The organism is Streptosporangium sp. NPDC003464 (assembly GCF_053588315.1).
In genome coordinates this window covers 1-20,562 of the sequence record NZ_JBSFPS010000056.1, presented here as the reverse complement: position 1 = coordinate 20,562, position 20,562 = coordinate 1, and the positions used below count along the sequence as shown (strand labels likewise).

Genomic DNA, 20,562 nt, shown 5'->3' with positions numbered 1-20,562 from the left:
GCACAGCAAACAGCGGCAGAGCCGCACAAAAACCTTCAGACACGTGCATATGGCTACAGATAGCCAGATAGCAGGACAGAACCAGCCTTAAGGTCTGTCCGGCGTTCCGACCATGAGACGGGGGACTCTCCCGCCCCGTGCCGTCCGGCCCCTGTTGAGTCCTCCCGCGGCCGGTTCCGACCCCTGTTGAGTCCTCCCGTGACCGGTTCCGGCCGGGGGACTCCCGCGCCTCTCCGCAGGACGATGCAACAGTTCGCCGGGCAAGTCCATCTGAGAGGTGACATGGACGACGGAAGGCGGAGGCAGTTGGAAGCAGATCCTCGGTTCGCCGGGTTCGTCGCCGAGCGCGGTGATGCGCTGTTGCGTTACGGCTATGTCCTGGCTGGGAACCCGCACGACGCGGCCGACCTGGTGCAGGAGGCGCTGCTGAAGCTGCGCGCCTCCTGGCCGAGACTGCGTGCCAAGGACAATCCGGAAAGTTATGTGCGCACCACCATGGCCAGGCTGCACACGGCGGCCTGGCGATTGCGGCGGCGCGAACTGCTGGCCTGGGACCCACCGGAGCACGGATACCACGACGCGCTGCCCGGCGAAGACGAGCAGGCCCTGTGGGAGGCACTGGCCGGGTTGCCCCGCAAGCAGCGGGTGGTGCTGGTGTTGCGTTACTACGAGGGGCTGAGCGACGAGGAGATCGCGGCGGCCCTGAAGATCTCTCGTGGGACTGTGCGGAGCCAGGCGTCGCGGGCGCTCGGCAAGCTCCGGGCCACGGTGGGCGAGCACATCGAGGAAGGCGTCATGTCGGATCGTGGGGAGCGGCGATGACTGGCATCGAAGATCGGTTGAGCAGGACCCTGGAGCACGTGGCCGATCGAGCGCCGCGGCTGGCCCCCTCGGCGGCGGAGCGGCTGGAGACCGGCCACCGGCGGCGCAGGCACAGGTCCCAGGCGCTGCTCGCGGCGGCGGCCGTGGTGGTGGTCGCCGGCGGGGCGGTCGTGGGCCTGCAGAGGGCCGGCGACGGGAGGGCGTTGCCCGCGGTCGGCCCGTCGGAAGCGCCGTCCGTGGCGATCAGCGTCGCCGCGCAACCCGTCGAGAAGGTGTGGCCGCAGGCCGTATGGAAGATACCCGTCAAGGACCCCGAGGGCAGGGAGCTGCGTCCCGTCGCGCTGACCGACGACGGGATGCTGCTGATCAAGGCATGGCGCAAGGTCGAGCAGCCTGAGGTTCTCTACCTCTACAACCTGGCCGGAAGGGATCTGCGGAAGATCGCGGACGTGCGCCAGCCGAGGAAGGCCGCGGGGGGCGTCGCGGGCTTCAGCATGGGTGAGGGCGTGGTGGCGTGGTGGACGTCGACGAAGACCTCCGTACGCCTCTGGGCCGTGCCGCTGACCGGCGGCGAGGTCAGGCAGGTGGCCGAGCACAAGACCGGAGGCGACGTGATCGACAGCCTTGCCGTGGCGGAAGGCGCGATCGTGTTCTCCGTGCTGAAGGGCGGGGTGTTCAGCGTTCCTCTGGACGGGGGCCAGGTGACGCCGGTCGACCGCGGGACCGGGCTGCACCTGTTGTCCTGGCCGTGGGCGGGCTCGCCGGGCACGTGGAGCCCCCAGGACGGGGCGCCGTTCACCCACCTGGTCAACCTGGAGACCGGGCAGACCAGCGACGCGGCCCCGGCCGGCCAGGGAACGCAGTTGCTCGCCTGCGGCGTTCAGTCCTGCCTCGCGACGACCTCCGGCGGAGCCAGAGCGTTCACCCGGCTGCGTGACGGCTCAGATCAGCAGGAGGTGCCGACCGGCTTCCAGATCCCGGAGCCGCCCAGCCAGAGCCGCTTCTACGTGCGCGCCCTCAGAAGCGACGCCCCGGGACTTGGGCTCTACGACCTGAAGACCGGGACGCTGGCGGACCTGGGCATCAGGGACGAGGCCGCGCGGGGCGAGGTCCCGGTCGCCGACCGGGCCGGGCGGATGATGACATATCTGACCGCGAGCGGCAGGTACGTGATCGACCTGTCCAGGATTCCCTGATCGGGCCCAGGATTCCCTGACCGGGGGCGGGCCGGGTGATGCAACAGAGCCGGGTGATGCAACAGAACGGTCCCCCCGTGCGTCCCTGGGATCGTGGAGTTCAGCGATTTCGTCGCGGCGCGCGGGGACGCGCTGTACCGGTACGGCTACGTCCTCACCGGCAACGCCGAGGACGCGGCCGACCTGACGCAGGAGGCGCTGATGCGCCTGGGAGACGCCTGGTCCAGGATCCGGAAAAGAGATGACCCGGAGGGATACGTCCGTACGACCATGGCCCGCCTGCACATCAGCATCTGGCGGCGGCTGCGCAGGGAACGGCTGGTCGCGGCGGTCCCGGAGACGACCTACACCGATGACCGCCTCGACGATGACATCGGCCTGTGGAAGGAGTTGAAGGGCCTGCCGCCCCGGCAGCGGGCCGTGCTGGTCCTGCGCTACTACGAGGACCTGCCGGACCAGGAGATCGCCGAACTCCTCGGCGTTTCGCGGGGCACGGTACGCAGCCAGGCGGCCCGTGCGCTGGAAAAACTCAGAATCCGGGTCACCGATCTCGAAACGGGGCGAGTGTGATGACGTACGACAGGAGCGAGGCGGAACTGGCCCGCACGCTGGCCGGCGCGGCCGACGCCGCGCCTCCACCGGTGGACGACCTGCTCGCGGCGGTCCACCGGCGGCGCGGGCGGCGCACGCGCAGGCGGGTGCAGTCAGCGCTCGCGGTCGCCGGGGTGATCGCGGTGATCGGTGGCGGTACGGCGGTGGCCAGGGGATCCTTCTCCAGCGGGGGCGGAGAAGGGAACGCGCTCACCAAGGTGACGGCCGCGCCGTCGGCCGAGCCGTCCTCGGAGGACCGGGCCGGCGAGGACGGGGCCGAGGAGGCCGGGCGGCTCGACCTCCGGCCCGCCGCGGAGGTCTGGCCCTCGGCGGTGTCCACGATCCCGGCCGCGGCGCCGGACGGCTGGCGCTACCGGCCGGTGACCGGGCTGAGCGCCACCGAGCTGCTGCTGACCGCCGAGTCCTCCTTCGAGAAGGCCGGACGGCTGGAGGTCTACGACACCGCGACCCGCGAGCGCAGGATCCTCACCGAGATGACCGAGCCGCCGGGGGTGAAGGGCTACTTCGTCCAGGACGTCGAGGTGGGCCCCGAGCACATCGCCTGGTACGGCAGCAGGCCCAACAGCGGTGAGAAGTGGGCCGACTTCTGGGTGGTGCCCCGCTCCGGCGGTACGGCCAAGCGGATCGCAGAGGTGTCCGGCGGCGTGAACGTGGAGCGGATCGCCGTCACCCGCGACCACGTCCTCTGGTCCGACCGTTCGGGGGGCGTCTCTCGCGTCCCGATCACCGGAGGCACTCCGGAGAAGGTCCCCGGTGGAGAAGGGCTCCACCTGCTCTCCTGGCCGTGGGCCGCGGACTACGTCAGGTCCAGCGGCATGTGGAAGAACCAGAGCGTGCTCGTCAACCTGGAGACGGGCGAACGCCAGGAGATCCAGGTGCCCGACGGGGTGAGCGGGCTGCGCTGCTCCGAGACCTGGTGCGCCGGACAGCGGAAGGGCGGCGGTCTCCTCGTGCAGCGGCCGGACGGCTCGGACCGCCGGGACGTGGCGGACCTCTCCTACGGAGGGGATCTGGACATCGCGCTGGGACGCCACCTCACGGTCTCCCTGTCCGGTCCCTCCAGGAAGTTCTTCTCCGCGTCCTACGACCTGGCCACGGGCGCCGCGGGCGGGATCGGGTGGGTGAGCGAGGACGGCACCTCGGGCGGCATGGGCACCGGGATCTCCTCCAGCCCCAGCTCGATCCACTACTGGCGGGCGGGCACCGTGAAGATGGAGAAGGTCTGCCACAAGCGTGCCTGCGACACCGAGGAGGTGGGCAAGGCGACGGAGTACACGGTGCTGAACCTTCTCGCCGTCCCTCCGGCGGAATAAAGTTCCGAGCATGAGGATCTTCAAGGATGTCATGGAGCTCAAGGCGGCCGTCGGCGAGCACCTGGGCTACACCGAATGGCGCCAGGTCACCCAGGAACAGGTCAACCTGTTCGCCGACGCGACCGACGACCACCAGTGGATCCACGTCGACGTCGAGAAGGCGGCGCAGGGCCCGTTCAAGGGGACCATCGCCCACGGCTACCTGAGCCTGGCGCTGCTGCCGTCGTTCATGACGGAGCTGATGGAGGTGGGCAGCCTGGCCATGGGCATCAACTACGGGCTCAACAGGGTCCGCTTCCCCGCGCCGGTCCCGGTCGGCGCGCGGATCCGGGCCGGGGCGGAGCTCGGCGACGTCAAGGGGACCCCCTCGGGCTACCTGTCGAGCATGCGCCTGACCATCGAGGTGGAAGGCCAGAAGCGGGCCGCCTGCGTCGCCGACACCCTCTCTCTCTACGTCCCCGAGAAGACGTCCTGAGAGGACGTCCTGAGCGGGTGTCGAGGGGACGTCCTGACGGGACCTGGAGTTTCCGAGATCGGAGCCCTACGTCCCCGCTGACAGCTCCTGAGCGAGGATCGCGGCCTGGACGCGGCTGCGGAGACCCAGCTTGTTCAGCACCCTGCTGACGTGGGTCTTCGTGGTCGCCTCCGCCATGTCCAGCTCGGTGGAGATCTCCGCGTTCGACATGCCCCGCCCGATGCAGGCCAGCACCTCACGCTCACGCGGTGTCAGGCTGCCGATCTCCTGCGGCCTGCGCTCCGGGACGGACGTCCCGAAGGCCGAGATCAGCCGCCGGGTGACCGACGGCGAGATGAGCCCGTCCCCCCGGGCCACCACCCGCAGCGCGTCCACCAGCGCGCCGGCGTCGGTGTTCTTGAGCAGGAACCCGGCGGCCCCCGCCCGCAGCGCCCCGAAGATGTATTCGTCGATGTCGAACGTGGTCAGGATCAGGACGTCGGCGATCCCGCTCAGCTCGCGCGTCGCGGAGATCCCGTCCAGCTTCGGCATCCGGATGTCCATCAGCACCACGTCGGGCCGTAGGGCGATGGCCATGGCGACGGCCTGCTCGCCGTCCGCGGCCTCCCCGACGACCTCGATGTCCTCCTGACCTCCGAGGATGAGGACGATCCCGGCGCGGACCGCCGCGTGGTCGTCGGCGACGAGGACTCGGATGGTCATGAGATCTCCCCGGTGGGCAGTTCGGCGCGGACGCGCCAGCCGTCCTCGTACGGCCCGGCCTCGAAGAGGCCGCCGACGAGGGTGGTCCGTTCCCGCATGCCGATGATCCCGGCGCCCGCGCCGGGGAGCGCCCGCCCGGCGCCGCCGACCGGATTGTCCACGGTCAGCGTCACCAGGCCCGGCCGGTAGCCGATCACCAGGTCGGCGACCTTGCCGCCGTGCTTGAGCGCGTTGGTCAGCGACTCCTGGACGATCCGGTATCCGGCGAGATCCACCGGGGCGGGCAGCTCCCGGATGTCGCCGTCCACGCGGAGCCGTACGTCCAGCCCCGCCTCCCGGGCCCGCTCCACCAGCTCTTCCGCCTCGGCGACCCGCCGCCGCGTGGCCTCGGCCTCCTCGCCGTCCTGCCGGAGCAGCCCGATCATGGCGCGCATCTCGGCCATGCCCTGGACGCTGTTCTCCCGGATGGACTCCAGCACGCCCCGCACGGTCTCCGCGTCCAGATCCCTGCGGGACAGCACGGCCGTGGACTGGATGGCGATCGCGCTGAAGTGGTTGGCGATCATGTCGTGCAGCTCCCTGGCCATCCGGGCCCGCTCGGCGTCCACCGCCGCCTGCCGGTCCAGCTCGGCCAGCCGGGCGACCTGCTCGGCCCGGGCGCGCTCCAGCTCGGCCTGCTCCTGGAACTGCCTGATGATCATCCCGGTGAGCACGGGGGTGACCCCGATCAGGCCGAGCTGGACGGCGGTCACCGGCAGGACGCCCAGGTCGCGGAAGATGAACACCGCGGTCGTCCCGCCGATGACGGCGAAGACCGAGGTGACGCCGAGCAACCACTTGCCCAGCCGGGCCGGGCCGTACCGGGTGGAGGCGTAGAGGTTGTCGGTGAAGACCGCGATCGTGCCCATGGACGGGCCGAGGAAGCCGTCGGCGGTCAGCGCGACGACGCCCAGCGCGAGGGCGGCCCTCGGCGAGGTCCGCCGCACCGCGACCCCCAGGCAGCTGACCAGCAGCGGCCCGGCGAGCAGGTAGGCGGGCGTCGACCGGTGCAGGTAGGCGCCGGCGAAGAGCAGGACGATGCCGACGACGAAGGAGGCCACGGCCCACAGCGCGTCGTCCCGTCTCATGTCCCTTATCTCATCATCTCCGGGCGTCCCGTTGATCCGGAAGCAGGCGGGTCCGCCGTACACACAAGGATGTAGGCCGGTTCATCAGTGCCGACGATGTCCCGGCCGGCGGCGGCCCGGGATCATTGACGCATGATTCTGGCGGTTATCATCGGCTGCGAGATCGGGTTCTGGGTCTTCCTCGGGCTGGGCCTGGCCTCGCGCTACCTGTGGCGCATGCGGCGGCTCAGCACGGCGCTGCTGCTGTTGGTGCCGGTGCTGGACGTGATCCTGCTGGCCGCCGCCGTGGTCGACATGCGTGGCGGCGCGGAGGCGGACTGGCGCCACGGCCTGGCCGGCGCCTACCTCGCCTACTCGATCGTCTTCGGCCACCGGACCCTGAAATGGGCCGACGCGAAGTTCGCCCACCGCTTCGCCGGAGGCCCCGAGCCCTGGAAGCCCCCGCCCGGCGGCATGGCCAGAGCTCGGTACGAATGGGGCATGTGGCTCCGGATCGTCATCGCGTACGGCCTCGCCTGCGCCCTGCTGTACGGCCTGGTCTGGATCGTCGACGCCCCCTCCCGGACGGAGGCGCTGACCGCCTTCATGGTCAGCATGCTGAAGGTCCCGCTGATCGCGGTGCTCTGGCCGGTGAGCTACACCCTGTTCCCGAAGAAGGTGGCCGCCTCTCCCGAGAGGGAGGCCGCGCACTCGGAGCGGTAGCCGTGTCCCGGGAGCGGTAGCCGTGTCCCCGGAAGGCGGCCGCGCTCGGAGGGGACGGCCGCCGGGGCCCGGGGAGGATCACCAGCGTCCCAGTGCGTCACCTCCTCCATCGGCCCCCTGCGCGCGGGCTTGAAATCCGTCCCGATCGTGTAGGCCAGGGGACGAAGGCCGCCTGCATCACCCGCCCGTACGGTGTGCCGGGGATCTGGGCCCCCTCCCGCTCCAGGCGGAGCGGCCCCAGCCAGGCCGTGCCCAGCGAGCGGGCGCGCGGCCGGCATGGAGCTCCACACCGCAGGCATGATGGAGCCGAAGGTGTTGGCCTGTTCGAGAACGCTCTCGCTCTCGGTCCGCCCGATGATGCACGGCACGAGGAAGGGCCAAGGAATCCAGGCACGAAGATCTCGCCAGACCCAGATCCATTAAGTGGTTCGAGGCACGCCCCAAGACCCGCTATGATTACTTACGCAGCGAGCGGCCGTAGCTCAATGGATAGAGCATCTGACTACGGATCAGAAGGTTAGGGGTTCGAGTCCTCTCGGCCGCGCAGATGCAAGAAGGCCCCTGAGCAGGGATTATCCGCTCAGGGGCCTTCTTCTTTTTTGACCGTCCGGGGTTCTTGCTAACAGGGTGGCTCCCATCACCCTTCAGGAACGATCAACACGACTTGTTCGAGCAGGCCCCGGCCGCGACCGCGACCGCGCCGGGAAGCCACATCGGCGCATGCTCCTTGCCTCGTGACAGCAGCAGGACGCCCCGGTCATACGGCTTCTGCACCCCCACCTGAACGATATGAACAACCACGGCAGAGAACCTCGTCAGCCAGGGGTAGGCGGCGAAGCTCACTTCAGGATGCAGGACCATGACGAAGGTCAGGATCAGCCCGGCAAACCCCGCGCAGGCAATGAGCACCCTGCCCTTCCTGGGTACACCGAGGCGAGCGGCGTTGATCAGCGCAATGACGGTGACGGCGACACAGCCGCCGAAGAGGGCCACGTATCCCTGCGACTGGAGCCGCCACGGCCGGGCGCGTTCAGCGATCACCGGTGGCTGAGACGGTGAATCTGTGGACATCGCAGGGACGACCTCCAAGTTTTGATCTTGGAATTCTTCCCCATCCGGGCATCGTTCTGCTAGATGCCCATATGCGACGACACACCAGTAGACCCGCTGGGCGAAATGCCGTCACGGGCCTACTGGATCGTGAAACCTCGACCGAAAGGGCGGCCGGTCCGCGAGGGGACGACGGCCCAGGCGGACCATCGGGAGTCAGGCCGGCTTGTCGAGCGCCGCGAGCCGCTGCGCCGCAGTTGCCGCAGTTACAGCAGGTCGCGTACGACCCGAGTGTCGGCGAGGCGGTCGTGCAAGGTGCGAGCGGCCGGGTCGGCCACCGACCACAGAACGTCCACCAGGAGCACGACCGGCCCGCACTGTGGCACGCAGACGAGGACGGGGAAGACAAGCGCGCGGACCGCGGCCCTGTGCCAACCCGGCCAGTGGCCGGTGTCGGCGGAGACGACGCGGATGCGCATCAGCCGCTTGCCGAACGTCCGTCCCGTCAGGACGTAGAAGAACGCGGGCACGGCGACAAGCAGCGATGTCGGTTCGTTGACCCTGAACCAGTTCAGGAGGCCGTAGTCCAAACTGCTGAGCCCTCCCTCTAAGAGACTCAGTAAGGCGACGAAGATCAAGTAATCGAAGGTGAACGCCACCGCCCGGCGCTCGGCGAACCCACTCGGCCAGGTGTCCCTCACGGTCCGGGAGGCCAGCAGCACCAGCAACGCGGAGAGCAGGAGGGCCGACTGCGCAGGCCCGTAGGCGCTCGCCACGGTCGCGAACCATTCGCTGCTGAGGACGGGGATCATCGAGCAGCCGTCCTCAGCCATGTACGAAGGGGTGGCCGGTCCGACGATCGCGAGAAGGACGAACAGGCCGGCCACCCGGCGTCCGATGATCGCTCCGTTCCCGGTGGCGGCCGACATCAGGAACCCCGTGAGGACGAGGATGGAGGGCACGCCCCATCGCAGGACCAGGCCCGCGATCTCGTAGGCGTCCCCCACGGGTGCCGACGCCAGCCTGGTGAGGGCGAAGCCACCGGTGTCGAAGAACCTTACGCAGCCAAGGACGGCATAGGAGGACCCGTACTCGACTTGCCAGGTGCTCCAGGTCGAGTACGCTGCGGCGGCTAGGGCGGTCGCCCATGCGAGTTGGGCTGATCGCGACAAGATGATCTCCGTTTTCGCGACACCCTAGCGGTATGGGGAAGCCTCCATATCGACCCGTGGCACTGTGGTGGTGGCGTTGATCGGGTGGGCTCCCAAGGCTCAGAGCGAGCTCGTGTCCGTGATCCAGCGTTTCGGCTGATCATGAACGTCAACGCCGACGGACGTGTCGTCTTGAAGCGGCGCCGGCCTGGGGATCTTGCTAACGCTGTTGCTGACAACGTGCCTGGACGTCGGTGTACGAACCTGGAAGCCGATCAAGTAGGAAGGGCCGCTGAGCAGCCATTCGCGACAGTGGTGGTCGCCCGTAGACGATCTCGAACTGGCTACGGATCAGAAGGTCAGAGGTTCGAGCCCTCTCGGCCGCGCAGCAGGTCAAGGGCCCTCCGGGATTATCCCGGAGGGCCTTTGTCATACCCGTACAGCAGCGAAATGCAGCAACGGCGTCTGTCGGCCACCACTGATCGATCGAGTGCCCTGGGGCATGCTCCGCGTGAGAGGCATCCGCCACGTGCGGGCTCACGCACTCATCCAGCGCGATCACGACGTGTTCCCCTCAGGGTGCACGTGCTTCTTACGGAGAACGCCATAGCGGAATCGGAGTAGCCGCTACTGCGATGTCCACCTACCTTCACCGGCTCACTAGCCTCATGGCATGACCACGGAAGATCGACTCGCCATCGTCGACGACCTGCTGGCCCTTCCTTTCCCGGGGGAGGACACGCGGGAGGGACGTCGCTCCAGCGGGCCGGGTCATCACGTGTGCGTCCTGCAGGCCAGCCGGGATTTCTGGGACGACCGCAGCGAGGAGACCGTCGAGGCGGCCGAGGAGGAGATCGACACCGCCCTCCAGGCACTGGTGACCGCTCTGACGACACGCTGGGGCGAGCCCGAGACCATCGATCTATGGCCTTATCTGCGGGGTGAGGACCCAGCTCCGGAGCCGATGATCACGCTCTGCCAGCTCAGCGGCACGATGCTCCTCTGGCGGCTGGAAACCGGCCGGTGGATCGCGCTCGCCGTCGGCCAGGCCGATCCGGAGTTCCCGATCGAGCTGCTCGCAGCGGTCGCTGAGGCGCCGGTCCCCACACCACCTGATCAAACCCGGCGAAGGTCCGTGCTCACCCCACGAGGGTCCACATCAAGCATCACGCGTTAAGCATCACACGTCGCCGTCGAGTGTGAGGCTCACAGACCCAGGCGACCCCAACCTCGCCCGGCGTGTTCCCGGACCCGGTGAACGTAGGTGGTCACCGCACTACAGACTCAAGATCACCAGGGGTCACCCACGAGCCATGGGCTGCGGATGAGGACTTTCTCCACGTCTTCAAGGCGGCCCGCTCCCCTGTCGGGGGCGGGCCGCTTCGTGTTGCCGAAAGATCCGAGGCCAGGATCACGGCGGACAAGCCTTGACGACTGCTCAGTTCTGAAGGCCTAGAGATCTCCCAGCCCGGACAAGAGGCTCCAGATCAAGGCGAAGAGGCGCCAGAGCCGACGGAAGGGCCACAGCATCCACATGAAGAACAGCTCGATCAAGGCGAACGGCGTCAGCACGTCAGGGATGATCTCCCCCAGGTTCAGCGAATGCAGCGCCCAGCACCAACCACGATGCCCCCGTCTGCGGTACACCACGGATGAGACCAGGAGGAGCAGGAGCGTCACCGCCAGCATGAGTGCGAGCCCCGGCGGCCCCCACCACCAGATCACCCCCGCCGTCCACAGGATCCCGTAAAACGCCCAGAAGAGCGCTAGCCCGCTCAGAAGCCAGCCCATACCACCTTCCGATTGGACGTACAGCGCGAAGCACGTCTTCCGGTGCACACACACGTCGGGCAGGGAGGCGTCAAAGGGAACCGTCCGCTCCTCCTCCGCTGGAGGCACCGGGCCCTCCCGCCGGCTCAAGGGGTGTATCTCATTACTCATGCCCCTGGTCTAACGGAACCTGTTTGGATCCCACTGGTCGGCAATTGGATCCCACTGGTCGGCAAGTTGCGGAGACCCCCGCCTGTCGCTTTGCTGAGCTGCCGTCCCCTCGGGCGGTGTCGAGAAAGCAACACGAGTCAACACGGGACCTCTTGCCGAATTGCCGAATTGTTCTTATAGGGGTCCAGCGGGTGTCTACCTGTACCGGGGCAACTCGGGAACATGCCCTGTACGCTCTTCCGGTGCTGACGTGGAGGAACGTGCCGACCGGCCGGCGTTCGTGGGCGTGGGTCGTGGTGGCGGTGAGTGCTTCACTGGTGCCGTGGGCGTTGCTCGCTACGACGACAAGCGGATGGTCTTCCCCTCCCTTGCCTTTGGCGGTGATCGCCGACGACATCGCCGGGGCCTCGAAGCGAGATCTCTTAGTCCTCGACCTTTTCGTCATCGGCGTCCTGCCATTTCTGATGGGCGTTGTCGCCATGGCAAGAAATCGCACGCTGGTCGGCGTCATCAGCGGAATCTGCGGTGTCCTGGCCTTGCTCCATCTACCGCTTGTGCTGAGAGAGCTCCCGATCACCCTCCCGCCGGAGGGCATCCCCGCGGACGTGCTCGCGGACATGTTCGCCGGTAGTCAGCCGGACTTCCACTTCGGTACGCGCCCCGAGGGCGGATACTGGGCGCTGGCACCCGTCGCCTACGCGATCAGCGCCATCGCGCTCCTCGTCGCCACCCGGCGGGGAGGTCACGGTGTAATACGCGACGACTGACGCCGTGCCTGTCGTACTCCCTGCTCACTCTCCGTTCCATGTTCCATGCCCTGATGCCGAGCTCGCCTTGGGGCCGCGGTGGCGGTGTTTGGTCGTCGGTAGCAATGACTGGCTATGTCGGCAGAGCTCATCGGGTCGATCGGCCTGAGTGTCCGCGCAGGTCAGGAGTTCTCACGGGTTGCAGTTCGGGTCGCGGTCCACCGCCGTACCAACACGTTCCAGGGAGACCGGAGATCCTGGAGCGGGCCTCCGTGTTTGCCAGGACACTCTCGGGATCTTGCCAACCGGGTGGCTGCGTTACTCGCCGATCGCCTGGGCGGAGACGTCTGCCGCCGAGGCTTCCGCCGCGCGGATCATGTGAGCGTAGACGCGCAGTGTGATGGACGGGTCGGCGCGGCCGAGGCGGGCCGCGACGACGTGGACGGGCACGCCGGCCAGGAGGAGCGCGGTCGCGTGAGGTGGACGGCCTCGCCCCAGCCGGTCGTGAAGACGTAGTCCGTCGTCATCTCGCCATTCAGGGCCGACCTTGAGCCTGTCGACGGTCTGCATTTTGTGCTGGTTGCGGAGGACCACGATGGTGCCGTCGTCGAGGCTGACGATGCGTTTCCTGCCGCTCTTCGCGGTTCCCTCGAGCGGCAGCAGGCCTGGCGTCCTCATCGCCGGGTGCCACACCAGGTGCTCGGCCAGTGATTCACCCCGGTCCCGTGCCCCTTCCGGAGAGGGTGGTCGATGCCGGCCCGGGTAACCGGTGCATGATTTTTTGGACTTGCTAGTCCATTTTTGACACCGCATGATGAGTGGACCGTGAAGTCCAGAACGGAAGTCGCCAACCTTTCGGTGATGCCCACATCACCGAGCAGGTTGATCGCCAACCCTCACCGGGGCGCGTGTTGACTTTGGAGACGGACTGGCGGCGCAGGAGATCTGCGAAGGCCCGTTGCCGTGTGGCGGGAGCGCGCATGTCGCCTATGAGACACAGAGCAGCCCGCTTGAGGCCCCGGCCGGCCGAAGCACAACACCGGCGGGACGTCCGTCCACATCACCGGTAGAGGGGTGATCGATCATGGATGCCATTGAGCGTCTGAGCATTACTGAGGATCTTCGTCGCCTGATGGCTCGCTACGTCCGTTACGCGGATCATCAGCGCTGGCAGGACCTGGCGAATCTGTTCACGCCAGACGGCACGTTCACCCCGCACAGGCCGGACGGATCGGTTTGGTTGCACATGGAGGGCCGGGAAGGGATCGCCGCCACGGTCGGCGCCGGCGGCGGCCCCGGCGTCACCCTGGTCCACCACCTGTTCTCCGACGAGATCGACGTCGACTCGGCGACCGCCGCCCACGGCGTATGGGCGATGGAGGACATCATCACCCGGCCCGAGGACGCCGCCGTGTCCGAGGACATTCCTTTCAGGGGCATGCACGGCTTCGGCCACTACCACGCACGCTTCGTCAGGACGGACGGTTCCTGGTACATCGCCGAGCTCAAGCAGACCCGGGTCCGCCTGGACTTCACCAGCTGACGCTACCTGCGGCCCCCTCACACCTCGCCCGGTCACACCCGACCATGGCGCGAGCAGAACACCGGTAGGCGGCGGCACCCGCCTGCCGGACAGCAACTTCTCGTTCACCACTACGCGAAAGCAGCCTTGCCGTGAGCAACAACAAGTTCAGCGCGCTGGAACCGTACAAGATCGATGTTCCCCAGGAGGCCCTGGACGACCTCAAGGACCGTCTGAAGAAGACCCGCTTCTTCGACGATCTGGACAATGAGGAGGAGTACTACGGGATCAGCGCCGCCTACCTCAAGCCGCTCGTGGAGTACTGGGCGGACGGCTTCGACTGGCGCGCGCAGGAGCAGCGGCTGAACACCTACGACCAGTACAAGGCCGAGATCGACGGCACGCCCGTGCACTTCTACTACGTGCGCGGTAAGGGCCCGAACCCGGTCCCGCTCGCCGTTCATTCCGGCTGGCCGTGGTCCAGCGGGTTCAGCCTCCCGCTCATCGGCCCGCTGACGGACCCCGCCGCCCACGGCGGTGACCCGGCGGACTTTTTCGACGTCATCATCCCCGACCTGCCCGGATTCGCCTGGTCCACCCCCGTCGGCAGGGGCGACCTGAACTACTGGAAGATCGCCGACATCATTCACAAGCTCATGACCGAGGTGCTGGGCTACGAGAAGTACGCCGCGGCGGGCTCCGACTACGGCGCCCTCGTCACCAGCGCGCTCGGCCACAAGTACGCCGACAGCATCATCGGCCTGCACTACGGTCACGACATGCCTCCGGGCCAGTTCGCGAACGAGCGGTTCTGGGACCTGACCGACGGCGCCAAGATTCCCGAGGACGCCACACCGGAGCTGCGGGCGGCCCTGGAGAACCTCATCAGCACCTACGTCTCCCACGTCGCGGTCCACATGCTCGACGCATCGACCCTCACCCACGGCCTGAACGACTCTCCCATCGGCATGCTCGCCTGGCTCCTGCGGAGGTGGAAGAAGTGGAGCGACAAGAGGGGCGACTTCGACGAGAACTTCCCCCGCGACTTCATCCTCACCGAGGCCACCGCCTTCTGGGTGAACCAGGCCATCGGCCCCTCCATCCGCATGTACCGCAACGCGGTGCGCTACCCGTGGGTGCCCTCCCACAACCGCCAGCCCGTCGTCGAGCCGCCGGCCGGCTTCACCTTCCTCCTGGGCGACGCCTACCCGCCCGGCGTCAACACCGTCGAAGAGCGCATCGCCGCCTTTGACAACGGCCCCACACGCAGCTCCTTCAACGTGATCAACGTCAACGCCCACATGAAGGGCGGCCACTTCGTCCACTACGAGAACCCCGAAGCCTTCACCGACGACGTCCGGGAGACCTTCCGAAAGCTACGCTGACCATGGTGTGGGCCTGCCCGGCAGGGCCCCGGAGATCGCTTCCGTCGCCGCGCGTTTGTCGCCCTCCATCAGGTGTGATGGTGACGTCGGGTATTGGAACCCTGTGAATGCCTCTGTTGATCAGGGCTTGTGATCTTGCTCTGGGAGATAGGGGCTGAAATGGTCGGCGACGATCCCCGCGATCGCGGTGGCGTCACGGGAACCGTCGACTTCGATCACGCGGATGCCGAGCCGGTGGGCGGTGCGGACGGCGTCCTCCGCGACGAGGCGATCCCGGGTGAGGCGGTTGACCTGTGCGCGGGCCGGATCGCTGACGCGGTGCCCGAGCGAGGCGGCGCGCGGTAGTTCCTGGAGCTGGTGTTGGCGGAACTCTGGCGTGGGCACCATGACGACCATCCGGCGCGGTGAGTCGATGATGGGTGCGACGAGTTCGGGGCGGAGTCCCCAGCCTTCGGCGATGATCGGGTGGCCTGAGACGAGCGCGCGCAGGTCGTCCAGGGCCCACTCGAACCGGTCCGGGAAACCGGCCAGGGTCGTGGTGGTCATCTCTTCTGGGGTGGTATGGACCCACACCTTGTCCGGGTCGGGCTCGGTGGCGGGCTCGCCGAGGACGACGCGACGGGCGATCCGGCGATCGTTGTGACCGCGGGCGTCGTGGTAGTCGTAGTGATAGACGGTGATGCAGTATTGGACGGCCAAGAGCCGGGCCACGGTCGACTTTCCGGCCCATTGACCACCGCCGATCCACAATGCGCGGCGCAACGTGCCGAAGGGATCCCGGACTTCGCTGTCCGCAAGGGAGTTGTGGCTGGTCATCTGGTGTCCTCCTGTGTTGAGGTGCGGCGGCTGATCTCGGCGGCGTAGTTGGTCCAGCCGCCCGCGGACAGACGTTGCCAGGCGACGGCGACATCGGTGTGGATGCCCAGGGTTCGGGCGAGGATCACGGCGGGGATCTCGGTGGCGAGTTGGAGGAGCGCGGTGCTGCGGGCCTGGCTGGGCCGGATCCCGAGCCGGTTCAGCCGCTGCGTCAGCTGCGCGGTGCTGATCGGCCGTCCCGGCCGGCCGCCGGGGAAGAGTCATGGAGACGGGGCCGGAGCCCCAAAGGTCGCATGCCCCTTGCGGTCGGTCGGGGCCGGACGGACTGCCGAGAGCGGTCGAGAAGATCAGCCCGTGCTCGGTCCACTCCTGTCCGGCCTGAAGGCGTTCTCTGTTGTGCGCGCCCTTGTGCCGCTTGAGCGCGTCGACCAGCTCGGGAGTCAGGCAGAGCGCCCGGCGTGACTTGCGGGCCTTCAGCTCGGAGATCACGAGCTTGGACTTGCGATCGGCATCGGCGTCGCGGTTTTTGACCCGCTCCAAAGCCAGAGGTCCGGGTCAGGGGTACATCCCACCCCAAGAGTTGATCGTTTCTATGGGCTTTCCTCACTCGACCGGTCGGCAGGAGGCGGCCGGACCTCAGAAGGCGCTCATCGGGCGGTCGGTTCGAGCGATCGCCCGGTCTCGGGGTCCAGGACGATCACCCGCCCGCCCCAGAGCGCCCGATCATCGCCCGGCCTGTCGTCCAGGCGCACGTGCGAGGGATCGACCCAGGTCACCACAGGCAGGCCGTCAGCGTGTTCGGAGCTGAAGCGCTCCACCAAGGGCCACTCACGCGTCAGCAGGCCGTCGTTCTTGCGGACCACGAGCGCCCAGTCAGGGATGATCCAGTCGTCGTACAGGACACGCACTTCCAGTCCGCTGCCGGTCGGGCCGGGGATCTGGGCATGCAGCTGCCAGTTGTTCACGTAGGTGACGAACCCCACCGTCATCCAGATCATCCCAAGCGCGATGACGGGCCCGTGGGGCTCTCCCCCGAGAACGAGCGCCCCGGAGACGATGATCAGGCTCACGGCCAGGGTGCCCAGCAGGACCGGCCGGTCGAGGACCGTGTAGTGCCCGATGGCGCCGACCAGGGCGCTCGCCACCGCGAGGACCGCCAGGACGAAGAGAACACCGGCGACCCGTGTGCGTAGATGCGAACTCATGGCGGCACGCTATGGACCGGGACTTGTGGTCCACTGGGAAACGAGACTGAGCGCGGACCGAGACCGCGGCCCTGTCTGTCCGGTACATCCAGCGTGACGGCACCAGCGCCGACCGCGGGGCCGCCCTGCGCTCATTGGCTGAGTGGGAGGAGGAGAACGTGACTGGGACCCGCATCCTCTCGTTCGCAGCTTGGCGAGGGGGCCGCTACGTCGGCCTGGCGGAGGTTCTTGCCTCCCTTGGTTCGGTGATCGAAGACCACCGTTGGCGGCTGATCATCGACTGGCTCGTCTCCCCCGAGCTTGAAGCGATCACCGAGGCCACGGCGAGCTCACTGGTGAGCACGCGTGAGATCGTTGAACTGTTCAGCGTGGACTGCCAGCTCATCGATGGAGAAATCGTGGGCCACGGCGGCAGCTCGTCGGTGCCGGAGGTGAGGATCCGGGCATTCGACAGCGGCCACTGGGATGTGCGGACAGACAGCTCTGAGCTCTTGGAGAAGATCGTCATGCTCTATCCCGACGCACATGAGCTCCCCGAGTGGTGAACCGGCGAGGCGTGCTGCGAGCAGCCTCCGGCGGGCAGAGCTGATCGCCTCAGCCAGTTGGAACTCTGCCGGGTCCCCTGGAGTTGGTGAGGATGAGCGTTGATCGACTTCCCCGAGGGGTCCCATGGTCACGGTAGACAAGACCGGTCTCATGCCGCGTGCGGCGAAGAGCGCACAGGTCGTCATGATGATTCAGGCGATGCTCGGGCTGGTGGCCGTCGTGCTGCTCTCCGGCCTTCTCTTCGGAGGGAGCGCCGAGCCGGACGGCGCCGCGGGCTTCCTGTCCCTGACGTCCATTCTCGTGGTCACCGGGTTGATCGGCTGGCTGGCGTTCAGATGGGACTCGCGCAAGCGGGGTGTGTGGCTCGCAGCGGTTGCGGTCGAGAGCTTGTCGGTGCTCTTCCCCGTGGTCGGTCTTGCTCTTGATGCCGATCTCGGCGTTCACAGCGTGCTCGATGTCGGCCTGGTGCTGCCGGCCGTGGCGGTCGTCCTGCTGCTCCTCCCCTCGGTGAGGGCCTGGTTCGATCATTGATCAGAGCCCGTGGATCCCAAGCCGAAGGCCCTCTCAGCGGCAGTGAGTTTCGAAGGCGCGATTGAAGCTACGCCGTTCGATCGGTGGGCCTTTCCGCGTGGTGAAGACGAGATCGGAGACCTTCCACTTCTCACCGGCCGCCTTGCGAGCGTCCTCCTGGGTGCGCCGGCGGTGCTTGAGCGTTGCTCGCTGCCGAGGTCGACGCAGCCCCAGGCCGGCCCGAGCACCTCACCCCGCCGCAGTACCCGGCCCTCTGCACTCCGCTGCCGTACCCGGCCCTCTGCACTCCGCTGCCGTCCGGGAGTGCGGCCTGGGGGCCGGTCCCGGCCGGCGGCGCCCGGGCCGTCCACCGACCCGCGCGCCCGCCGTACCCAACCGATTCGCCGCCCCTGCGACGCGCCGCCGCGACCGTATGCTGCTCGGATGGACGTGATCGCGATGCTCGGATGGCTCCTGGAACGCGATGTGAACGCCCTGATCAGGGTGAACGCCGAGCGTGGGGGCGTTCGGCCCTGGACCTTCCACGCGAGCGGCGGACCCCGAAGTGACCGATGGGCCATTCGAGCCGACGCTGACTCCGCCGAAGAATGCCTCCAGCAGGCGCGCAAGGCGCTCAAAGCTCATGGGCTGGATCTGCCGGAGTAAGGCACCTACTGAGGTCAAGCTCTCCGGTACCACCCTCACGATCGCCCAAAGCGTCAGGCCAGGTAGACGACCGGCGCTCAGCCTCACTGGGGTTCGCGGAAACATCAACGGGCTATCGCGGCATCGCGTTCAACACCTCGCGGTGTGGCCACTCGTCGGTGATCACCTGGCCCAGCAGTTCATGGGAAGTCTCCACGATGTACGGCACATGTTCCGGATCCTTCACGACGGCACGTGCGGGAGCGGCCAAAAGCTCTGCGCCCCAAGGCTCAACGGCATTGGTGACGGAGCCGGTCAACTCTAGATCGGCGTACTCCGGCGCTGTCCACACCTCATAGGCGGTCTGCAGGTCTGATGGATGCACGGCGAGCCAGAGGGCGAAGGTGGCCGAGAAGCCGTGCGAAAGCTTGACCGGCAAGAGGCATCGGACGAACGCCCCCACTCCCTCGACCGCCATCATGACGTCGCTGCCCCACCTGCGAGCTTCGAGGTCGGCAGGATCAAGGTCCAACACGGGATCGGGAAGCCGAAAGCGTACTTGGCGATCATATTCATCGAGCGGAGACCCGCATGCACACACCCCTCCGGGGGGGAGCCGTCTCGTTCGGTCATATCCAAACCCTTCCATAGTGCGCCGTACTCTCATCTTTGATGATCTTGGAGGCTCCGTCCGCTTGCCGGCGTCCTGCTTGCTTCGCTACGCCTTCAGAACCCTGACCGTCCCGTCGTCGAGGCTGACGATGCGCTTTCGGCCGCTCTTGGTGGTCCCCTCGATGCGCTCGCCGTCGACGAACGTGGTCGAGCGGTGATGGTGATCTGTTTGCCGTCGAGGTCGGCGTCGGACCGGCGCAGGTTGGGCAGTTCCCCGCGCCGGGCACCCGTGTAGGCGGCGACATGGAAGAAGGCCCGTCCCGGAGGCCGGGTGATCGGGCTTCCGCACCCCAGCGCCGTCCGTCGGACCGCTTGGCCGTTGATGTCCCGAGTTGACTGAATGCTCCTCGTGTTTCTAGGTTGAACGCAAAATTAGGAAAGTTTCCTAACTTCAAGGAAGGATGCCGGAGTGAAACTCGCCGTTATCGGAGGCGGTTCGACCTACACGCCGGAGCTGATGGACGGATTCGCCCGTCTGCGCGACGAGCTCCCGCTGACCGAGATCGCACTCGTCGATCCCGATGCCTCCCGCCTGGAGCTGGTGGCAGGGGTTTCCCGCCGCATGCTGGCTCGGGCCGGACATCAGGCCAAGGTCGTCGCCACCGCCGACGTCCGGCAGGGCGTCGAAGGTGCGCAGGCGGTGCTCTTCCAGCTCAGAGTGGGCGGCCAGGCGGCACGCGCCGTCGACGAGACGTTCCCGCTGACGTGCGGCTGCGTCGGACAGGAGACCACCGGCGCCGGAGGCCTGGCCAAGGCCCTGCGCACGGTGCCGGTCGTGCTCGACCTGGCGGCCAAGGTCAGGGAGCACGCGCCCGAGGCCTGGATCGTCGACTTCACCAACCCCGTCGGCATCGTGACCAGGGCACTGCTGGACGCCGGGCACCGCGCGATCGGGCTGTGCAACGTGGCGATCGGCTTCCAGCGCCGGTTCGCCGGCTACCTCGGCCTGGCCCCCGATCAGCTCCAGCTCGGGCACGTCGGGCTCAACCACCTGACCTGGGAGCGCGCGGTCCACGTGGACGGCGAGAACGTGCTGCCCAAGCTGATCGCCGAGCACGGGCAGGCCATCGCCGACGACCTGCACCTGCCGCTGGAGCTGATCGAGCGCCTCCAGGCCGTGCCCTCCTACTACCTGCGCTACTTCTACGCCCACGACCTCGTGGTCGAGGAGCAGCGGACCCGGCCCTCCCGGGCCGCCGAGGTCGCGGCGCTGGAGGAGCAGCTGCTCAAGCTGTACGCCGATCCCGGCCTCGACACCAAACCCGAGCAGCTGGCCAAGCGCGGCGGAGCGTTCTACTCCGAGGCGGCCGTGGCGCTCATCGCCTCGTTGCTCGGTGACCGTGGCGACGTGCAGGTGGTCAACACCCGCAACAACGGTACGCTGCCCTTCCTCGCCGACGACGCGGTCATCGAGGTGCCCTCGA

At 67.7% G+C, this 20,562-nt stretch carries 24 protein-coding genes and 1 tRNA gene; 15 read left to right on the top strand and 10 right to left on the bottom strand.

The window, feature by feature from the left end; all coding sequences use genetic code 11:
- Window positions 1–306: 306 nt before the first annotated feature.
- The 5 genes from ACWDS7_RS15245 (at window position 307) to ACWDS7_RS15225 (ending at window position 4,418) form a co-directional block, all read left to right on the top strand.
- Window positions 307–822: a SigE family RNA polymerase sigma factor gene (locus ACWDS7_RS15245; protein ID WP_451929781.1), complete on the top strand. Its 516-nt coding sequence runs from the start codon at window positions 307–309 to the stop codon at window positions 820–822.
- Window positions 819–2,018 (top strand): hypothetical protein, encoded by a 1,200-nt coding sequence (locus ACWDS7_RS15240; RefSeq protein ID WP_451929780.1) that lies wholly within the window; start codon window positions 819–821, stop codon window positions 2,016–2,018. Before ACWDS7_RS15245 ends, ACWDS7_RS15240 begins: the two co-directional genes overlap by 4 nt.
- Before the next feature lie 93 nt (window positions 2,019–2,111).
- Window positions 2,112–2,588 (top strand): SigE family RNA polymerase sigma factor, encoded by a 477-nt coding sequence (locus ACWDS7_RS15235; RefSeq protein WP_451929779.1) that lies wholly within the window; start codon window positions 2,112–2,114, stop codon window positions 2,586–2,588.
- Window positions 2,588–3,943, top strand: a complete 1,356-nt coding sequence (locus tag ACWDS7_RS15230) for a hypothetical protein (RefSeq protein WP_451929778.1) — start codon at window positions 2,588–2,590, stop codon at window positions 3,941–3,943. The genes ACWDS7_RS15235 and ACWDS7_RS15230 overlap by 1 nt, the downstream gene beginning before the upstream one ends.
- A 10-nt stretch (window positions 3,944–3,953) precedes the next feature.
- Window positions 3,954–4,418, top strand: a complete 465-nt coding sequence (locus tag ACWDS7_RS15225; protein WP_306861972.1) for a MaoC family dehydratase — start codon at window positions 3,954–3,956, stop codon at window positions 4,416–4,418.
- 66 nt (window positions 4,419–4,484) lie between these two features.
- Here the strand turns inward: ACWDS7_RS15225 and ACWDS7_RS15220 are convergent, their stop codons facing one another.
- Both ACWDS7_RS15220 and ACWDS7_RS15215 read right to left on the bottom strand, forming a co-directional pair.
- A complete protein-coding gene (locus ACWDS7_RS15220) occupies window positions 4,485–5,120 on the bottom strand; it encodes a response regulator (protein WP_306861974.1) in 636 nt (211 codons plus the stop codon).
- A complete protein-coding gene (locus tag ACWDS7_RS15215) occupies window positions 5,117–6,247 on the bottom strand; it encodes a sensor histidine kinase (RefSeq protein ID WP_451929777.1) in 1,131 nt (376 codons plus the stop codon). Before ACWDS7_RS15215 ends, ACWDS7_RS15220 begins: the two co-directional genes overlap by 4 nt.
- Before the next feature lie 132 nt (window positions 6,248–6,379).
- Here ACWDS7_RS15215 and ACWDS7_RS15210 point away from each other — a divergent pair, with 132 nt between their 5' ends.
- Complete coding sequence (locus ACWDS7_RS15210) at window positions 6,380–6,949, top strand: hypothetical protein (RefSeq protein ID WP_451929776.1); 570 nt, start codon at window positions 6,380–6,382, stop codon at window positions 6,947–6,949.
- Between the two features lie 471 nt (window positions 6,950–7,420).
- A tRNA-Arg gene (locus tag ACWDS7_RS15205) sits at window positions 7,421–7,493 on the top strand.
- Between the two features lie 110 nt (window positions 7,494–7,603).
- Here ACWDS7_RS15205 and ACWDS7_RS15200 read toward each other — a convergent pair.
- Entirely contained in the window at window positions 7,604–7,990 is a 387-nt protein-coding gene (locus ACWDS7_RS15200) for a hypothetical protein (protein WP_451929775.1), read from the bottom strand.
- A 275-nt stretch (window positions 7,991–8,265) separates the two neighbouring features.
- Window positions 8,266–9,171 carry an RDD family protein gene (locus ACWDS7_RS15195; protein ID WP_451929774.1) on the bottom strand — a complete coding sequence of 302 codons (906 nt, stop codon included), beginning with the start codon at window positions 9,169–9,171 and terminating at the stop codon, window positions 8,266–8,268.
- Window positions 9,172–9,823: 652 nt separating this feature from the next.
- On the opposite strand from ACWDS7_RS15195, the gene ACWDS7_RS15190 reads away from it, so the two are divergent.
- Window positions 9,824–10,327, top strand: a complete 504-nt coding sequence (locus tag ACWDS7_RS15190; protein WP_451929773.1) for a hypothetical protein — start codon at window positions 9,824–9,826, stop codon at window positions 10,325–10,327.
- A 275-nt stretch (window positions 10,328–10,602) separates the two neighbouring features.
- On the opposite strand, the gene ACWDS7_RS15185 is transcribed toward ACWDS7_RS15190, so the two are convergent.
- A complete protein-coding gene (locus ACWDS7_RS15185; RefSeq protein WP_451929772.1) occupies window positions 10,603–10,941 on the bottom strand; it encodes a hypothetical protein in 339 nt (112 codons plus the stop codon).
- A gap of 530 nt (window positions 10,942–11,471) precedes the next feature.
- Here ACWDS7_RS15185 and ACWDS7_RS15180 point away from each other — a divergent pair.
- Window positions 11,472–11,858 carry a hypothetical protein gene (locus ACWDS7_RS15180; protein WP_451929771.1) on the top strand — a complete coding sequence of 129 codons (387 nt, stop codon included), beginning with the start codon at window positions 11,472–11,474 and terminating at the stop codon, window positions 11,856–11,858.
- Window positions 11,859–12,155: 297 nt separating this feature from the next.
- Here ACWDS7_RS15180 and ACWDS7_RS15175 read toward each other — a convergent pair whose 3' ends face one another.
- Window positions 12,156–12,515, bottom strand: a complete 360-nt coding sequence (locus tag ACWDS7_RS15175) for a hypothetical protein (RefSeq protein ID WP_451929770.1) — start codon at window positions 12,513–12,515, stop codon at window positions 12,156–12,158.
- Window positions 12,516–12,921: 406 nt separating this feature from the next.
- Here ACWDS7_RS15175 and ACWDS7_RS15170 point away from each other — a divergent pair, with 406 nt between their 5' ends.
- Together ACWDS7_RS15170 and ACWDS7_RS15165 are read left to right on the top strand one after the other, a co-directional pair.
- Window positions 12,922–13,380 (top strand): nuclear transport factor 2 family protein, encoded by a 459-nt coding sequence (locus ACWDS7_RS15170; RefSeq protein ID WP_451929769.1) that lies wholly within the window; start codon window positions 12,922–12,924, stop codon window positions 13,378–13,380.
- A gap of 131 nt (window positions 13,381–13,511) precedes the next feature.
- The gene (locus ACWDS7_RS15165; protein WP_451929768.1) at window positions 13,512–14,744 is read left to right on the top strand and encodes an epoxide hydrolase family protein; all 1,233 of its coding nucleotides are present in this window, start codon (window positions 13,512–13,514) and stop codon (window positions 14,742–14,744) included.
- Window positions 14,745–14,864: 120 nt separating this feature from the next.
- Here ACWDS7_RS15165 and ACWDS7_RS15160 read toward each other — a convergent pair whose 3' ends face one another.
- From ACWDS7_RS15160 to ACWDS7_RS15150, 3 genes are all read right to left on the bottom strand, one after another.
- On the bottom strand, window positions 14,865–15,560 hold the full coding sequence (locus ACWDS7_RS15160) for a hypothetical protein (RefSeq protein ID WP_451929767.1): 696 nt from the start codon (window positions 15,558–15,560) through the stop codon (window positions 14,865–14,867).
- A complete protein-coding gene (locus tag ACWDS7_RS15155; protein ID WP_451929766.1) occupies window positions 15,557–15,688 on the bottom strand; it encodes a hypothetical protein in 132 nt (43 codons plus the stop codon). Before ACWDS7_RS15155 ends, ACWDS7_RS15160 begins: the two co-directional genes overlap by 4 nt.
- A gap of 519 nt (window positions 15,689–16,207) precedes the next feature.
- Window positions 16,208–16,765: a hypothetical protein gene (locus ACWDS7_RS15150; protein WP_451929765.1), complete on the bottom strand. Its 558-nt coding sequence runs from the start codon at window positions 16,763–16,765 to the stop codon at window positions 16,208–16,210.
- Window positions 16,766–16,899: 134 nt separating this feature from the next.
- Here ACWDS7_RS15150 and ACWDS7_RS15145 point away from each other — a divergent pair, with 134 nt between their 5' ends.
- From ACWDS7_RS15145 to ACWDS7_RS15135, 3 genes are all read left to right on the top strand, one after another.
- Window positions 16,900–17,310: a hypothetical protein gene (locus ACWDS7_RS15145; RefSeq protein ID WP_451929764.1), complete on the top strand. Its 411-nt coding sequence runs from the start codon at window positions 16,900–16,902 to the stop codon at window positions 17,308–17,310.
- A 124-nt stretch (window positions 17,311–17,434) separates the two neighbouring features.
- A complete protein-coding gene (locus tag ACWDS7_RS15140) occupies window positions 17,435–17,842 on the top strand; it encodes a hypothetical protein (protein ID WP_451929763.1) in 408 nt (135 codons plus the stop codon).
- A gap of 423 nt (window positions 17,843–18,265) precedes the next feature.
- The gene (locus ACWDS7_RS15135; protein ID WP_451929762.1) at window positions 18,266–18,487 is read left to right on the top strand and encodes a hypothetical protein; all 222 of its coding nucleotides are present in this window, start codon (window positions 18,266–18,268) and stop codon (window positions 18,485–18,487) included.
- A gap of 112 nt (window positions 18,488–18,599) precedes the next feature.
- On the opposite strand, the gene ACWDS7_RS15130 is transcribed toward ACWDS7_RS15135, so the two are convergent.
- Complete coding sequence (locus ACWDS7_RS15130; protein WP_451929761.1) at window positions 18,600–19,115, bottom strand: DUF2199 domain-containing protein; 516 nt, start codon at window positions 19,113–19,115, stop codon at window positions 18,600–18,602.
- A gap of 432 nt (window positions 19,116–19,547) precedes the next feature.
- Between ACWDS7_RS15130 and ACWDS7_RS15125 the strand changes: the two genes are divergently transcribed.
- Window positions 19,548–20,562, top strand: a 1,015-nt coding sequence (locus ACWDS7_RS15125) for a family 4 glycosyl hydrolase (RefSeq protein WP_451929760.1), incomplete at its 3' end; no start/stop codon positions are given.

What these genes read in the sequence shown, in the direction of transcription:
- ACWDS7_RS15240 (WP_451929780.1), top strand. Translation starts at nt 819, where the DNA reads ATGACTGGCATCGAAGATCGGTTGAGCAGGACCCTGGAGCACGTGGCC.
- ACWDS7_RS15230 (WP_451929778.1), top strand. Translation starts at nt 2,588, where the DNA reads ATGACGTACGACAGGAGCGAGGCGGAACTGGCCCGCACGCTGGCCGGC.
- ACWDS7_RS15225 (WP_306861972.1), top strand. Translation starts at nt 3,954, where the DNA reads ATGAGGATCTTCAAGGATGTCATGGAGCTCAAGGCGGCCGTCGGCGAG.
- ACWDS7_RS15220 (WP_306861974.1), bottom strand. Translation starts at nt 5,120, where the DNA reads ATGACCATCCGAGTCCTCGTCGCCGACGACCACGCGGCGGTCCGCGCC.
- ACWDS7_RS15215 (WP_451929777.1), bottom strand. Translation starts at nt 6,247, where the DNA reads ATGAGACGGGACGACGCGCTGTGGGCCGTGGCCTCCTTCGTCGTCGGC.
- ACWDS7_RS15210 (WP_451929776.1), top strand. Translation starts at nt 6,380, where the DNA reads ATGATTCTGGCGGTTATCATCGGCTGCGAGATCGGGTTCTGGGTCTTC.
- ACWDS7_RS15190 (WP_451929773.1), top strand. Translation starts at nt 9,824, where the DNA reads ATGACCACGGAAGATCGACTCGCCATCGTCGACGACCTGCTGGCCCTT.
- ACWDS7_RS15185 (WP_451929772.1), bottom strand. Translation starts at nt 10,941, where the DNA reads ATGGGCTGGCTTCTGAGCGGGCTAGCGCTCTTCTGGGCGTTTTACGGG.
- ACWDS7_RS15175 (WP_451929770.1), bottom strand. Translation starts at nt 12,515, where the DNA reads ATGAGGACGCCAGGCCTGCTGCCGCTCGAGGGAACCGCGAAGAGCGGC.
- ACWDS7_RS15170 (WP_451929769.1), top strand. Translation starts at nt 12,922, where the DNA reads ATGGATGCCATTGAGCGTCTGAGCATTACTGAGGATCTTCGTCGCCTG.
- ACWDS7_RS15160 (WP_451929767.1), bottom strand. Translation starts at nt 15,560, where the DNA reads ATGACCAGCCACAACTCCCTTGCGGACAGCGAAGTCCGGGATCCCTTC.
- ACWDS7_RS15150 (WP_451929765.1), bottom strand. Translation starts at nt 16,765, where the DNA reads ATGAGTTCGCATCTACGCACACGGGTCGCCGGTGTTCTCTTCGTCCTG.
- ACWDS7_RS15140 (WP_451929763.1), top strand. Translation starts at nt 17,435, where the DNA reads ATGGTCACGGTAGACAAGACCGGTCTCATGCCGCGTGCGGCGAAGAGC.
- ACWDS7_RS15135 (WP_451929762.1), top strand. Translation starts at nt 18,266, where the DNA reads ATGGACGTGATCGCGATGCTCGGATGGCTCCTGGAACGCGATGTGAAC.
- ACWDS7_RS15130 (WP_451929761.1), bottom strand. Translation starts at nt 19,115, where the DNA reads ATGGAAGGGTTTGGATATGACCGAACGAGACGGCTCCCCCCCGGAGGG.